General features: G+C 51.9%; 9 protein-coding genes. 3 read left to right on the forward strand and 6 right to left on the reverse strand.

The features are described from left to right. Positions 1–60: 60 nt before the first annotated feature. The 5 genes from ACSZLD_RS00380 to ACSZLD_RS00400 form a co-directional block, all read right to left on the reverse strand. Positions 61–927, reverse strand: coding sequence for a sugar ABC transporter permease (locus tag ACSZLD_RS00380; RefSeq protein WP_377909975.1), 867 nt, complete (start codon positions 925–927; stop codon positions 61–63). Continuing rightward, positions 928–2,238, reverse strand: a complete 1,311-nt coding sequence (locus ACSZLD_RS00385) for a sugar ABC transporter permease (protein ID WP_444683924.1) — start codon at positions 2,236–2,238, stop codon at positions 928–930. It abuts the gene before it with no gap. 66 nt (positions 2,239–2,304) lie between these two features. Next, complete coding sequence (locus tag ACSZLD_RS00390) at positions 2,305–3,648, reverse strand: sugar ABC transporter substrate-binding protein (protein ID WP_444683925.1); 1,344 nt, start codon at positions 3,646–3,648, stop codon at positions 2,305–2,307. 331 nt (positions 3,649–3,979) lie between these two features. Then, positions 3,980–5,668 (reverse strand): methyl-accepting chemotaxis protein, encoded by a 1,689-nt coding sequence (locus ACSZLD_RS00395; protein ID WP_444683926.1) that lies wholly within the window; start codon positions 5,666–5,668, stop codon positions 3,980–3,982. Positions 5,669–5,785: 117 nt separating this feature from the next. Then, positions 5,786–6,655, reverse strand: a complete 870-nt coding sequence (locus tag ACSZLD_RS00400) for a helix-turn-helix transcriptional regulator (RefSeq protein ID WP_444683927.1) — start codon at positions 6,653–6,655, stop codon at positions 5,786–5,788. Between the two features lie 201 nt (positions 6,656–6,856). Here ACSZLD_RS00400 and ACSZLD_RS00405 point away from each other — a divergent pair, with 201 nt between their 5' ends. From ACSZLD_RS00405 to ACSZLD_RS00415, 3 genes are all read left to right on the forward strand, one after another. Continuing rightward, positions 6,857–8,248 (forward strand): MATE family efflux transporter, encoded by a 1,392-nt coding sequence (locus ACSZLD_RS00405; RefSeq protein WP_444683928.1) that lies wholly within the window; start codon positions 6,857–6,859, stop codon positions 8,246–8,248. A gap of 226 nt (positions 8,249–8,474) precedes the next feature. Then, positions 8,475–9,578 (forward strand): TAXI family TRAP transporter solute-binding subunit, encoded by a 1,104-nt coding sequence (locus ACSZLD_RS00410; protein WP_444683929.1) that lies wholly within the window; start codon positions 8,475–8,477, stop codon positions 9,576–9,578. A gap of 172 nt (positions 9,579–9,750) precedes the next feature. After that, the gene (locus ACSZLD_RS00415) at positions 9,751–11,727 is read left to right on the forward strand and encodes a TRAP transporter permease (RefSeq protein WP_444683930.1); all 1,977 of its coding nucleotides are present in this window, start codon (positions 9,751–9,753) and stop codon (positions 11,725–11,727) included. Between the two features lie 605 nt (positions 11,728–12,332). Here ACSZLD_RS00415 and ACSZLD_RS00420 read toward each other — a convergent pair. Next, positions 12,333–13,196 (reverse strand): MurR/RpiR family transcriptional regulator, encoded by an 864-nt coding sequence (locus ACSZLD_RS00420; RefSeq protein WP_444683931.1) that lies wholly within the window; start codon positions 13,194–13,196, stop codon positions 12,333–12,335. Between the last annotated feature and the right edge of the window lie 95 nt (positions 13,197–13,291).

The following is a 13,291-nucleotide window of genomic DNA, read 5'->3' on the forward strand; positions in this document are numbered from 1 at the left end:
CGGTTAACCTTTAAAAAAGGGGGAAGCAGGCGGCTGCCTCCTTCCCCACTGGTTGAACGGTTATCCTTTTGTTGCTCCGGAAGTCAGACCGGAGATCAGGTAGCGCTGCAGGAAGAGATAAACGAGCGCGATCGGAACCGCGATCAAAATGGCACCGGCAGCGAACCGGGTGAAGTTATTGGCAAACTGGTCGTTAACAAAGTTGAACAGACCGAGTGCGAGCGTGAAGTTTTCCGGACTCCGCAGCACGATACGCGGCAGGATAAAGTCCATGAACGGGGCCATGAAGTTAAACAGCGCAACGACGGCGAGAATCGGCTTTGCAAGCGGCAGCATGATCTGGAAGAAGATCCGGAAATGTCCGGCTCCGTCAATCTTCGCCGACTCATCCAGTTCACGCGGAATCGTATCAAAATATCCTTTTACGAGGAAGGCGTTCATCGGAATCGCCCCGCCGACGTAAATGATAATCAAGCCGAGCAGGCTGTCGAGCAGGTTCACCGTGTTCAGAAGGATGTAGAGCGCCACCATTGCCATGAGAACCGGGAACATCTGCAGCAGCAGAAACGCGTAAAGGCCGTTTTTTCGTCCCTTAAAGCGGTAGCGGGAGAACGCATACGCTGTCAGGGCAATCATAAAGGTTGCGATAATCGTCACGGAAAAGGCAACAATCAGCGTATTTCGGTACCAGAGCAGGTAGTTACTGCGCGGGTCGGTAAACAGCCACGCATAGTGCTCAAACGTAATGTTATCCGGAATAATCGATGCGCCGTACACGCCGGTACCTGTGTTTAACGAGATACCGAGCGCCCAGGCGAGCGGGTACAAAATAATGACGAACATGATCGCGATAACCGTGTAGCTTCCGATCAGTTCAAGACGGTTAACCAGCTTTCTATCGAGTGGTTTCTTTGTTTTAGCAGCCATTTAGAATGTTCCCTCCTCTTTAAAGGAACGGGACCGGCGAAACTGGAAGAACGCGAACGATGCGACCAGCAGACCGAGAATAATCGAAATTGCCGCAGCCATGTTAAACTGCTGGTTTTCGAACGTAAGCCCGTAAATCCACGATATGAGTATGTCTGAGCCACCGGCGGTCTGGCCTCTGACGGCAGGTCCCCCCTGGTTGAACAGATAGATGATATTAAAGTTGTTGAAGTTAAACGAGTACTGCATGATCAGAAGCGGCGCCGTTGCAAACATCACGTGCGGGAATGTAATGTGGCGGAACTTCTGAATCCGGCTTGCCCCGTCGATGTCTGCCGCTTCGTACCAGTCGGCGGAAATACTTTGCAGCACGCCGGTAAAGAGAGCATAAACAAATGGGAAACCGAGCCAGACTTGAATCATAATGATCGCGATCCTCGTCCAGGTAGCGTCGGTCAGCCACGGAATGCCGGTGCCGAATATAGGCTGGATGATCCCGGTGTTGATCGCCCCGAAGTTGTCGTTAAACAACGCGGAGAAAATGATGATCGTCGTAAATGCCGGTACCGCCCAGGGCAGAATGAACACGGTGCGGATCAGCTTTTTAAACTTGATGCGCGGATCGTTCACGATCGTTGCCAGGAACAAGGCAAGGGCGATCTGAAGCGTCGTTGCGACAAACGTCCAGATAAGCGTCCAGGAGAGTACGTTAACGAACGTGTTGCGCCATTCGCTGATCGTAAACAGGTTAATAAAGTTCTGGAACCCGACCCATTCAAGCAGATTTCGCGGCGGTGCGTTGTATAAATTGTAGTTTGTGAATGCGAGAAATACCATGAACATAAGTGGGAAAATAACAACAAACACGAGGAGCAGCAGTCCCGGACCAACGAGCAGGTATGGAAACCCTGCGTCCCATGCGTTTTTAAATCCTTCGCGAATGTTCGGTACTTGCCAGCCTAATTGAATTCTCTTTGCGTCTTTCAGCGCGTCCTGAATGTTCAGGGCATAAAAAGCAATGAAAAAGGTCAGCAGGATGAGCGAGATGATTCCGTTACTGAGGAATACGCGCGAGTCGTCTTCACGCGGGACTTCCCCGAGTGTAATCAGGCCCTGCAGGCCGTTTGACATGAAATCAACTGCAGCAATCACAAAAGCTGCAAAGAGAATGAATAAGGCCGCGCCTTTAATGAAGCGCTTGTTGTATGCCTGACCGAGTCCTGGAATGATGGACAAAAGAGCGGCTAAGGTCGGATTGTGTTTCGGGTTGACCAAAATCGTATTCGGGTCACGTTCTTTTTTTGCAGCCATAGGTGCTACCTCCAAATCTGAAAGAACAGAGGGCCGGACTGAGCCGCCCAGCCCTCCTGCTCTAAACTATTGTTGACTGATCGCGATCTGCTCGCGGATTTGCTCGACAGCTTCATCGAGTACTTCCTGCGGGTCATCTCCCTGGGAAATGAACTCCATTGCTTCCCCGATTGGATCCCACACCTGGGACATTTCAGGAATGTTCGGCATTGGCTCTGCGAATTCAGTCTGGTCGAAGATTGGTCCCATGAACTCATCGTCGATTTCAACTGCTGTGTGCGCAGGCAGCTCGCCGGCTACTTCAAAATATGTTTCCGAGTTTTCTGCGTTTGTCAGGTAAAGCGCAAGCTCTGTTGCCCAGTACTCGTTTTCCGTGTAGTAGTTCACGAGCCAGCCTTTGTTACCTGCAAATGAGCTGAGAGGCTCTCCGTCCTGCTCCGGAAGCGTGGATACAGCGAGGCTGTCGCCGAGTGCTTCTTCGTATTCCGGAATCGCCCAAGGTCCTGTTACGACCATGCCGACCTGTCCGTCTGTGAAGAGGCCGTTCATGATGTCGCCGTCAATACCAGTCGGCATCAGGTCTTCTTCAAACCAGGACTGGATCGTTTCAGCGCCTGCTACGGCACCATCCGTGTTCAGTCCGATATCTTCCGGATCATAGACCCCATCGTCATCCTGTGCGAATACGTATCCGCCTTCAGCAGTCAGGAATGGGTAGGTAAAGTAGAAATTCGTTGCTTCCATAAGGAATCCGTACTGATCGCCGTCCGTCAGGTCACGTGCAACGTCCATCAGCTCATCCATCGTTTCCGGAGCTTCTTCAACGAGATCCGTGTTATGGAAGAGTGCATATGTTTCGACGACTGCCGGAATGCCGTACTGAATGCCGTCAAAGCTGAATGATGTTACCGCTTCTTCGTTGTACTCGCTCAGACGCTCCTGCTGATCTTCTGTGAGCTCAAGCTCCGCTGCAAGACCCTGCAGGTGAATGTCACCAAGACGGTCGTGCGGCTGGAAGAAAAGGTCAGGTCCTTGTCCGGCCGGTCCGTCAAGAGACATACCCTCTGTCTGCTCGAGCATGGAGTAAGGTGTAATGCTTACTTCAATGCCGTGCTCCTCTTCAAATCCCTGTACGATTTCTTCGTATGCATCAAGCTGTGCTTCTTCATCGTTAACCCACATAGTGAGCTCTTCCGGCGGTTCTGGAGCGTCACCGTCAGCGGCTGCTTCTTCACCATCGTTTTCCGCGTCGTCCGCGTTGTTGTCCGTGTCTGCGTTGTTCTCTACGTTGTCCGCTCCGCCATTGTTTTCAGCACCGCCGTTGTTCTCAGCGTCGTCGCCGCCGCAGGCAGCAAGCATCAGTGCCGGTACAACTGCAAGCGTGACCAAGAGTGATTTACTTCTTTTCATTACCAGTTTCCCCCTTAAATGAATGTTGGAATAATGAAAGGTGGTGTCTCTATTTGTATGCCTGTTTGACAGCGCTTTACGTAATCGCTTGCATAGTCCCTGTAAAAAAGAACAGCGCTCGCCATCCGTAAGGCTTTGTTTCCGCCGGCATGACACAATTAAGACAACCGATTGCATAAGAAGTGAATACGCGATTCCCGACTGCGGAAACGTTAGTGAAATCGTTTGCATCACTTTCTGATTTCAATATACACGTTCCCTCGTTTAAATACAAGCTTTTTATGTGAAGTTTTTTGACTTCTTTGTTTACCTGCAAAAAAGAAACTGCCTCTCAGGCAGTCTCTTTCTCTTTCGTATCAAGGCTTTCAGCCATTTCTTCAAGTCTGCTCACTTCGTTGGAAAGTTCGCGCTGCTGTACATACTGCACGCGGATGATTTCCTCCATCTCCCCTGTTCTGGAAAGCAATTCCGTTGCATGAGATGCCAGTTCTTCAGTATGCGATGCTGATTCTAAAAGCGCGCGCTTCATTTCTTCTGCAGCGGATTTTACTTCCTGTTGCTCACGTGTTGCACGGCGGTTGCCCTCTTCTATTTTCCTGAAAGAAGCACCTGCAGCTTTTGTAGCGGATGACGCTTCGGCGATCTGCTCACTCAGCGCAGAAAATGTTTCACTCAGCGTAGCTGCATCCGTGCGCACTGTCATCAGTCCGCTGCCGGTTTCTTCCGCAAATGAAGCTGTTTGCTCCGACAAACGGCGGATTTCCTTTGCCACGACGGCAAAGCTTCTGCCTGCTTCTCCTGCTTTTGCTGCCTCGATAGATGCATTGATTGCCAACAGCTCCGTCTGCCGGTTGATGTCGCGAATGCCGTTTAAAAAAGCATCCATCTGTTCGAGATCCTGACTCATTTGCAGAGCGCCTGCAGCTGCGTCTCTGCTCTCGTGACTGACCTCGGCAACGATGGTTTCGACTTCCTCCATTGCATAGAGTCCGTCTGCAGACTCCTGCTGCAGCTCCTGCATAAACGCATGCAGCCGTTCCATTGATCCATTGACAGCATCTACAGACGACGACATTTGGCCAGCCGCGGCAGAAATCGCAGCTGTCTGGACAGACTGTGCCTCCATTTTTCGGTTGAGTGTGCGCGTATGCTGCTCCATATCGCCAGCTGCCGCACTTTGTCCGTGCGATCGCTCAGCCGCAGCGGCAGCTATTTGACGTACATCCCTTCCTGCCTCCCGGGAACGAGCCTGATAGGCGGCGAGTCCTGCCCCTAAACGGCCCAACGCCTCGTCAATCGAGCCGAATTCATCCTTTCTCGATGCTTGCTTATACGTTAAATCGCCATTTTCGAAGGCGCGAATCCGCTTCATAACATGAAGCAGACCCTTTGATATAGCCCGGGCAAACAAGCCAAGCAGAACGACCGGTACAAGAATCAAAATGAGCAGACCGCTCCAAGCAGCCGTTCCCGCCCCTTCAAGCGCCCCGTCAGCGGCTGCCTGAGCCGCTTCCCGATCCTCCTGCAGCACGGTTTGAATCCGTTCATCATACGCAGCCCGCTGCTCTTCTGTCCTCGTGACACCCGGCAGAACCCGGCTCGCCGTCTGTGCTGCTTCATCGCCTGTAAAGATGGTGGAGAAATACGTCTCGTAGTGAGCTTGATAAAGCGTCACCGGTTCTTCCATGAAGGACAAATAGTGAGCCAGATCGCCGTCACCGGCGTCGGCCTGCAGGGCATCGAGCAAGCTGGCGGATTCGACAAGCAGCTCTTCCATCCTGTCTGCGCCCTGCTCGCGCCAGCCGGTTTGAGAAAGCTGCAGCTGAATCAGGCTCAGCTCCTGTAAATGTCCGGATAAATCGTAATAATGCTGCTGAAATGCATCCAGTTCTTCCAGCTCTGCACTTTGAACGCTTGCCTCCGATATGTAAGTAAACAGTACGGCACCGGTCCCGGCACAAATGAGTACGAGCATCACGGTGAGCACATAGAGCCTCCTCACCAATCGCTTCTGTTTCATGCTATCCCCTGCTTTCCTCGACTTAGAGCATGCCCGCGAAAAGGTGCAATCGCTTGCATTATTGCTCTTTACTAGGAAGTATAGCATGTATCCGTTTGCAAATCTATGCTTTTATACCTAGAAACCACTTCGTCCTATAAGCCTTCGGTACTGACCGGGCGTCATTCCCTCGCGCTCTTTAAACAATCTGGAAAAATAGCTGACGTCCCGAAACCCGCTTTCCTCTGCAACAGCTTCCACATGATAGGAGCCGTGCTGCAAGAGCTCCTTCGCCTTTTCCAGACGTACGTGATGCAAGTACTGCTTTGGCGTGAGACCCGTCACTTTTTTCATCGATCTCGTTACGTAGTCCGGATGGTAGAGCAGCTGCTGGGCCAGCTCATCAATCCGTACACCCGCTTTATAGTGATTCTGAATATAGGCCATCGCTCTGCGTGCGACCTCCTGCGCGCCTGACGGAAGCTCCATCGCTTCCTTTTGCAAATAAATCAGGCAGTCAAAAAAACGGCTCTGGCGGTGCATCCTCATTTCCGGATCGTCTGACTGCTCCGCTGCAAGCAGATTTTCAAACACCGTCTGCGCCCGTTCCGGATATCCAAATGTGCCGGTCTGTCCGATTTGCAGCTGAAACTCATCCGGCGTTTGATGGGTCGCCTGTCTGCGGTATACCTGCGACCAGTCCGGCTTCGTCCCGTGCTTAACCGTAAACGGCGCATTCAGCTGGAAGTGTGCCCAGTAAAAGCTCGTATCCTCCTCGCACAGGCGGTAGCCGGCGTGATGCCTGTCCGGTACCAAAATGATGTAATCACCTGGCTTCAGCTTAAATTCCTGCCCGGCTTCTTTCATATATAATGTCCCTTTTGTTACAAAGAGAAAATCAAACAGGTGAAAGGTGCGTGCAAAGTGCTTTGTCCCTTTCGCAAACATCCCTGCGCCTCCTTTTACATACGTAGGAAGCGGCGGCACTAATGTATGGATCATCGTCATCGTCATCTTCTCCTCTGGTCGGAAACGTTCAAGTTTAACCGGATTTGTCTCTATGCCAACTTGCTGTAATCAGCTAAACTGTACCACGTATGTAAACGGATTTGTACAATTCATTCCGCTGATAACGGCTTCATGCAAAAACGCTGCTTCCGTTTAATAAGGAAGAAAGACAGATAGATTGTCCAGAAAGGAGGGTGCGGTATGTCGAAAAAACAAGCCGGGCAGATGACGCTGTTTGCGCTAACGTGGCCGATCTTTATCGAAATTCTGCTGCATATGCTGATGGGAAACGCCGATACGCTCATGCTGAGCCAGTACGATGACAACGCGGTTGCGGCGGTCGGAGTCTCCAACCAGCTTATGAGCGTCATTATCGTCATGTTTGGCTTTGTCGCAACGGGAACGACGATTCTCGTTGCGCAGTATCTCGGGGCCGGAGACCGGGAGCGTGCCGGGCAGACAGCAGTCGTTTCGATCGTACTAAACATCATCACCGGTCTCATGCTTAGCGCCGCACTTCTCTTTTTCGGCAGACCGATTCTCGGCGCTATGAACCTTCCGCCTGAGCTGATGGATATGGCGCTGATTTATTTGCAGATTGTCGGCGGCTTTGCGTTTGTGCAGGCGGTTATCATGACCGTCGGTGCTGTGCTGAAGAGCCATGGATTCACAAAAGACGTGATGTACGTCACGCTCGGTATGAATGTGCTGAACGTATTCGGAAATTTCATCCTGATTTTCGGGATGTTTGGTGCCCCCGAGCTTGGGGCAATGGGTGTCGCGATCAGCACAGCCGCTGCCCGCACAATCGGGACCGTGGTCCTCTTTGCACTGCTCGTCAGACGGGTGCGCGGCGAACTGCCGTGGAGCTACTTAACGGCGCGCTTTCCGAAACGGGACGTACGGGATCTGCTTAAAATCGGTGTTCCCACAGCGGGAGAGCACCTCGCCTACAACGGCTCTCAGGTCGTCATTACGATGTTTATCGCTTCCATGGGAACCGTCGCGCTGACAACACGCGTCTATACGCTGAATATCATCATGTTTACCCTGCTTTTCTCTATCGCCATCGGGCAAGGTACACAAATCCTCATCGGTCATATGGTCGGAGAAAAGCGCTTCGATGATGCATACAGGCGCTGCCTCAGAAGCCTGTCGATCGGTATCGGTGTTTCTACATTTGCAGCAGTCACCGTTTATATCTTCGGTGAACAGATTTTCTCTATCTTTACCTCCAATCAGCAGATCGTGGAGCTTGGCATGACCCTATTGCTGCTGACCATTTTGCTCGAGCCTGGACGAGCCTTTAACCTGATTGTGATCAATGCGCTGCGGGCAGGCGGTGATGTCCGCTTCCCGGTTTACATCGGGATCCTATCGATGTGGGGCGTGGCCGTAACCGTCTCGTATGGAGCCGGCATCTGGCTCGGCTTCGGCCTGGCCGGGATCTGGATTGCGATGGCGCTTGATGAATGGCTGCGCGGTCTCTTGATGCTCTGGCGCTGGCGCACGAAAAAGTGGCAGAAAATGTCGTTTGCTGATAATCCCTCAGCAGAAACGGACGAACCGGTCCCGCAAACGGCCGGAAATTGACCGCTGTATCATCTGTACCAGTTTTAAACGGGGTCAATGAATGATACACACCGGCAAAAAACCTCTCAATCCCTCATAATGGAGCAGATAGCGGCGCAGTGGCACAGGCGCCGCTCTTCTGCGTCCATTGCGGGGAAAGTTTTGACATTCCCCCATGATTCTGATTAAATGAAGAAGAATATGTGCATCATATTCGGACACTATTTTCTAAAGGGGGAATACGTTCATGAAAAAGGTTACATCCCTGTCAGCTCTCATGCTTTCCGGTGCTCTCGTCCTCGCTGCGTGCGGTGACAACGACGGCGGCGGCAATACCGTGGATGAGAACACTGACAACGCGTCCGGCAACGTGAATGAGAACACAGAAACCGACCTCAATGACGATGACGGCGAAGAAGCAGACAACAATGCAGACAATGACGGCGGCGAAGCGTCCGGCGACATCAGCAACCTGCAGATGGGAACCGGCTCCACCGGGGGTACATACTACCCGCTCGGTCAGGAGATCGCGACTGTAGTGAACAACAACATTGAGAACTTCGATGATTTTGACCTCAGTGCCGTATCATCCGGTGCTTCTGTGGACAACCTCTCGGAAATCTTCCAAGGCAACTTTGATCTTGGTATGACGGTTCATCTTCCAGCAGTTGACGCTCTGACCGGCGACGGCGATTTTGAAGGCGTTGAAATCGACAACTTCGGTTTCATGGGCCATATTTACCCGGAAGTGATGCAGATCGTTATTCCTGCTGATTCCGACTTTGAATCTGTCGCTGATCTTGAAGGCGAACAGATTGCGATTGGACCACCAGGAAGCGGTACGCAGGCAGCTGCACGCCTCATTTTAGAAGCGTATGGTCTTGAAGACGGCGACTACGAAGCATTCGAAGAAGACTTCGGCGATGCTCAGGGCCGAATTCAGGATGGACAGCTTTCTGCATCCTTCGGTCTCCTCGGCCTTCCAGCCGGCGGTATTGAAGAGCTTGCTGCTTCTTCTGACATCGACCTCCTGCCGCTCAGCGACGAGGGTGTTGATTATGTAGAAGAAAACAGTGGTTATGAAGGCTTCGACATTCCTGCTGATTCCTATGACTTCCTTGAAGAAGACGTGCAGGCAATCACTGCCTTTGCGGTACTTGTAGGAAACACAGATACGATTGACGAAGATCTCGGCTATGAAATCACAAAAGCCATGTTCGAGTACGCGGACGAAATCGCGCATCCACAGGCAGAAAACATTACAGATGAAAACGCTCTGAATGGTTCTGACGACCTGCCGATGCACCCAGGTTCCGAGCGCTACTTTGAAGAACAAGGCTGGCTCGACTAAAACAGCAAAGCGGTACGGAGACCGGACAGTTTCGTCCGGTCTCCTTGTTGCCGCCCTGCATATCCTGTGCTCTGCCAGTTTTGGCGGAACAGCGACGAAAGAGCAGGAAAAACTTCCTGGCCTTTCGTCGGATGATATGCAGCATCGATTCAGATAAGTGAGGTGAGGTTTTATGGCGGATCAGCACAATGATCACAAGGATCAGGAACTGATGACTGAAAAAGAAAAAGAAGAGATGCTTGCGAAATACGACAAAGAATCTTCTGTCCGTCAGCGAACAGGCAAATGGGCGTGGGTCATTACCTTCATCGCCGTTTCCTTAACAATTTTCCATCTTTACCGGGCCTTCCCTCAGACGGGCGGACCCCTTGTATCCATTATGCAGGGTGCGGTTCACCTCGGTACAGCAATGGGTCTTATTTTCCTTCTTTATCCATTTAAACGAAGCGGGTTAAAGAAATACGGCGTCCCTTGGTACGACGTCATATTCGCCTTTCTTGCCATGGGTTCGTGTTACTACATTTTATTCCGCTATGAGTGGATTACCGGCGCAGCGAGAATTGTCGGTTTTACTACCTATGATATAGCAGTCGCGACGATTGCGATCGTGCTGCTGCTTGAAGCAACCAGGCGTGCGGTTGGTCTTCCAATCGTCATTATTGGTACGCTTGCAATTGTGTACGGTATGTTCGGAACAAACATTCCATATTTTGGTCATGGAGGCTTTGACTGGACCGGTCTTTCCCGGCGGCTGTTTTTCTCGACAGACGCGATTTTCGGAACGCCGATTCAAATCTCCTCGACGTATATATACTTATTCTTGTTCTTTGGAGTCATGCTGACGAAAACAGGCGTCGGCCAGTACTTTAACGATCTCGCCTTTGGCATGACCGGGCGTTTCACGGGCGGTACGGCTAAAGCTGCTGTTGCGGCTTCAGCTATGCAGGGAACGGTAACCGGGAGCTCGGTTGCCAACACGGTTGCTTCCGGCTCGTTTACGATTCCAATGATGAAGCGCGCAAAATTCCGTCCCGAGTTTGCCGCTGCCGCAGAAGCATCTGCCTCCACTGGTGGACAGATTATGCCGCCGATCATGGGTGCGGCAGCTTTTATCATGGCGGAGTACGTGTCAGACGTCAGCTACAGTGACATTATTATCATCGGGATCATCCCGGCGCTGCTTTACTTCTCCGGGATTTTCCTCGGCACGCATTTTGAAGCGAAACGGTGCGGCATTCACGGTTTGCCGAAGGAAGAGCTTCCGTCCCGCAAAGGGCTCTTGAAAGGCTCCTACCTGCTTCTGCCGCTGATCGTGATTGTAACGATGCTCGTTAACGGCTTTACGCCGACGTATGCAGCTTTGACGGGTATCGGTACAGCCTTTGCCGTAAGTTATGTGCGCAAGGATACGCGCCTGATGCCGAAGGACATTCTGGACGCCTTTGAACAGGGTGCCCGCATTGCCCTTCCGGTAATCGCAGCGTGTGCGACCGCAGGGATCATCGTCGGTACCGTCGTCTTCACCGGCCTCGGAGGCCGGATTGCGGGCGGACTGATTCAGATGGCAGGCGAGAACCTGTTCCTGCTTCTCTTCTTTACGATGATTGCCTGCATCCTGCTCGGTATGGGTCTGCCGACGACGGCGAACTACGTCGTAACAGCATCCATGGCCGCTCCGGCGCTGATCAACTTCGGGGTACCGGAGATTGCAGCTCACTTTTTCGTCTTCTATTTCGGTATCGTGGCGGACATCACACCGCCTGTTTGTCTCGCGGCCTACGCGGGGGCCGGAATAGCCAAAGCGAACCCGATGAGGGCCGGGGTGAACGCCTTCAAGCTTGCAATCGCAGCCTTCATTATTCCGTACGTGTTCGTCTACAATCCGCAGCTGCTGCTTGTAGACGCCCAATTCGGAACGGTCGTTCTGTTGATTATTACATCAATGCTCGGCATGGCGGCTGTGAGTGCATCCATCATGGGCTACTTCTTTAATACGTTCCTCCTGTATGAACGGCTGCTTCTGTTTGCGGCCGGCATCATGCTCATCTATCCTGGTAACGTCATGATAGAGGGCGGCGGCCTCGTTATTTTCATTCTGATCGCTGTTCTCCAGACGATCCGGAAGAAGCGGGCAGCTAAAAAAGCATAATGGCATGATTAAAAAGCCGTTCCCGCACCATGCGGGAACGGCTTTCAGAGTGTTGATAAAGTCATTTCAGGTGAATGACTTTGCATCTGCCTGCATCTGCGGACACTCGCTTTCCGGAGGGAACGGCCTCAGCTAACCGCTTCTTCCTTTCGTCAGAAGCGCTGGATCTTCGCCTCGTTCTGATCCTCTCGGAGTCGAGTTTCCTCCGATTTAGCAGCTGGCTGTCCGGTTAAAACCCTGGTGATGATTCACACGAGCTTGTTCCATCTAGAGGGAACCTTTCGTTAGGCAGCGCTTCGATGTCGAATCGGGATGAAACGTTTTTCTCCATCAAACAAATTAATCTCCCCTTTGTGTCCGGCGGGGACGCCTGTGGAATTAGCGCAGCCTGAAGATCCTTTCTCAGAGGTTTATCCTGAGAAATAGCTGAAGGCAAGCCCACGGCAAGCTTCCGCCGGTAAACAGAGGGGAAAGTCAATCAATCGAATAAACATGTAAATAAATTGACTTTATCAACAGCCTGAAAAGCCGTTCCCGCCCCATGCGGGAACGGCTTTTGCGTGCCTTTTCTTCAGAAAATGTTTCCATACGAGAGCAAACCTTGTCTACTTTCCGCCGTCGTGAAACACGTCGAACGTTTCCCAGAGTGATTCAAGCTCCTCCAGGCGCCGGGCAACTTTGTCATGCTCAGCCCGGGTTAAGGCTGTGATGAGGGCGCTCGCTACACTCATCGGAGCTGCGAAGGAATCAATGAAGGAATTGATTTCGGTTGCAGTGATCAAATGCTTATTTCCGTAAGGATAGAGCGGACTGAGCAGATGATCTGTCATCACAATCGTATTCGCCCCCCGCTGCTTGACGTACTTCATCACTTCGACCGTCCGCTTTGTGTAGCGGGCAAAGCCGAGGCCGATGACGACATCGTTCTCCGTGATATCAAGCAGATGCTCCGACACCCCGTCCGCTTCCTCGATCAGCTCGGTGTTCTGTAAAACGAGATCCAGATAAAACGCTAAATACGAGCCAATGCTCGCAGCGCTGCGATAGGCGACAATATAAATGCGGTCTGCCTCAATCAGATCTTTCACAATCGCTTCAAATTCTGCCGGGTCCACCTGCTCGGTCGTAGCCTGCAGGTTCTGCATGTCGTCGTGCAGAATCTCTGTAATCGTCTCCTGCGATGCTTCTTTGCCGGACGTCGTCCGTTTCAGCACTTCAGCGGACGTATATTTTTTCGTGAGCGCTTCCTGCAGATGGCGCTGCAGGTCGGTATAGCCTTTATAACCTAATACCGTCGCAAAGCGGATCACCGTTGCTTCCCCTACTTCTGCATTCTGAGCCAGACGGCTCGCAGTGAGAAATGGTGCGGATTCCCGATGCTCGACGAGGTAGCGGGCAATTTTTTTATGGGATTTACTTAAATCCTCCTGGGCACGGCTGATGCGTGCGTATACATCCATATCAGTCATAGGAGGCACCGTCCTTCCTTTTCTTAGTGTAAATCAAACTCCTCCTCTCTGCCAGCCGGCACATGAAGAAATCGCTTTCAGAATGAATGATTCCC

The organism is Alkalicoccus luteus (genome assembly GCF_052061695.1).
Classification (GTDB): domain Bacteria; phylum Bacillota; class Bacilli; order Bacillales; family Salisediminibacteriaceae; genus Alkalicoccus; species Alkalicoccus luteus.

Excerpts from the sequence above, each read along its gene's own strand:
- ACSZLD_RS00380 (WP_377909975.1), bottom strand. The coding sequence starts at position 927 with ATGGCTGCTAAAACAAAGAAACCACTCGATAGAAAGCTGGTTAACCGT.
- ACSZLD_RS00385 (WP_444683924.1), bottom strand. The coding sequence starts at position 2,238 with ATGGCTGCAAAAAAAGAACGTGACCCGAATACGATTTTGGTCAACCCG.
- ACSZLD_RS00390 (WP_444683925.1), bottom strand. The coding sequence starts at position 3,648 with ATGAAAAGAAGTAAATCACTCTTGGTCACGCTTGCAGTTGTACCGGCA.
- ACSZLD_RS00395 (WP_444683926.1), bottom strand. The coding sequence starts at position 5,668 with ATGAAACAGAAGCGATTGGTGAGGAGGCTCTATGTGCTCACCGTGATG.
- ACSZLD_RS00400 (WP_444683927.1), bottom strand. The coding sequence starts at position 6,655 with ATGACGATGATCCATACATTAGTGCCGCCGCTTCCTACGTATGTAAAA.
- ACSZLD_RS00405 (WP_444683928.1), top strand. The coding sequence starts at position 6,857 with ATGTCGAAAAAACAAGCCGGGCAGATGACGCTGTTTGCGCTAACGTGG.
- ACSZLD_RS00410 (WP_444683929.1), top strand. The coding sequence starts at position 8,475 with ATGAAAAAGGTTACATCCCTGTCAGCTCTCATGCTTTCCGGTGCTCTC.
- ACSZLD_RS00415 (WP_444683930.1), top strand. The coding sequence starts at position 9,751 with ATGGCGGATCAGCACAATGATCACAAGGATCAGGAACTGATGACTGAA.
- ACSZLD_RS00420 (WP_444683931.1), bottom strand. The coding sequence starts at position 13,196 with ATGACTGATATGGATGTATACGCACGCATCAGCCGTGCCCAGGAGGAT.